The 769-nt window shown below is 79.5% G+C and carries 1 protein-coding gene; it reads right to left on the bottom strand.

The annotated features are described in order from the left end of the window. Positions 1–729, bottom strand: a 729-nt coding sequence (locus tag AC1MIR_RS27200; protein ID WP_480031301.1) for a N5-glutamine methyltransferase family protein, incomplete at its 3' end; no start/stop codon positions are given. Positions 730–769 lie beyond the last annotated feature (40 nt).

The raw sequence follows: 769 nt of genomic DNA, 5'->3' as shown, positions 1-769 counted from the left end.
GCCGCCCGGCGCCAGCAACCCCGGCACGGCCGCGCCCCGCCGCCGATCGGCCGCGCGGCCGCCCGCGCCGCCATCCCGGGCCGAGCGCGGCTCGTGCCGCGCGACCTCCGGCATCAACCCCGCGATGGCCGCCGATTCGATATAGGGCGGGTTCGAGAGCACCAGGTCGAAGCGACCGGCGAGCGCGGCGTCCCAGTCGCCGGCCAGGAAGGCGGCCCGGTCGGCCAGCCCGTTGCGCGCGGCGTTCGCGGCCGCCCGCGCCGCCGCCCCCGGCACCAGGTCCACCCCGATCCCGAAGGCGTTCGGCCGCTCGGCGAGCACCGCGAGCAGGAGCGCCCCGGTGCCCGTGCCGAGGTCGAGCACGCGCAGCGGCGCCGCGGCATCGGGGAAGGCGTCGAGCGCCGCCTCCACCAGCGTCTCGCTGTCCGGGCGGGGGATCAGCGTGGCCGGCGAGACGGCGAGATCGAGCGTCCAGAAGCCCTGGCTGCCGAGGATGTGGGCGACCGGCGTGGCGTCCAGCCGGGCAGCGAGGGCGGCGCGGAAGCGGGCGGCGGCCTCGGGCGGGACGGGCGCGCGCGCATCGCGGATCAGCTGCGCGGGCGTCGCGCCCATGGCGTGGCCGAGCAGCAGGCGCGCTTCCAGGCGCGGGTTCTCGATGGCGGCGGCGCGCAACAGCTGGCCGGCCTGGCAGAGGAAGGCGCCGACGGTCTCGCCGGGGTCGCAGGACATGGGCGGGGTTGTGCCGCGGGCGGCGGGGGCGGGCACCGGG

The organism is Falsiroseomonas sp. RANM36 (assembly GCF_056682175.1).
The sequence above is the reverse complement of the archived record's forward strand: the minus strand, read 5'-3'. Positions and strand labels throughout refer to the sequence as shown.